The sequence below is a fragment of the Cryomorphaceae bacterium 1068 genome (assembly GCA_027214385.1).
Taxonomy (GTDB): Bacteria; Bacteroidota; Bacteroidia; order Flavobacteriales_D; family Cryomorphaceae; genus JAKVAV01.
The window spans coordinates 1-391 of sequence record JAPVXR010000054.1; the positions used below are offsets into that span (position 1 = coordinate 1).

Annotated in this window: 1 protein-coding gene; it reads right to left on the bottom strand. The window is 46.0% G+C overall.

Annotation, left to right across the window (positions count from 1 at the left end; genetic code table 11):
* Positions 1-391, bottom strand: a 391-nt coding sequence (locus O3Q51_18430) for an agarase (protein ID MCZ4410800.1), incomplete at both ends; no start/stop codon positions are given.

The following is a 391-nucleotide window of genomic DNA, read 5'->3' on the forward strand; positions in this document are numbered from 1 at the left end:
AAGCAATCTCCCATAAGGTCATTGGCATTCAAGCCAACTTCTGCTCCTTCAATTTCTCCATCCCAACTCAAGCTCCAGAAGAGGCAGGTTCCGTTACCGGGAATACCTTCTAAGTTGAATTCCGGATCTTCAGAAATAAGAATGATTTCACCATCTAACCAAGTCACGACGTATACTTGGCTCTCTCCTTCGTTTCCTGTTACAACCAAGGTGAAGTTATCATCGATTCCATCGCTCTTACAAACGGTGGTCGGACCATCTACGGTCAGTTCACCACCAACTGCTGTACAGTCATCACACTCTTCACGATTCACTTCAATCGGGTTCGATAAATCGAAGCAGTCTCCTGAAAGGTCACCAGCGTTTTCACCTACGGCAGCACCTTCAAGTT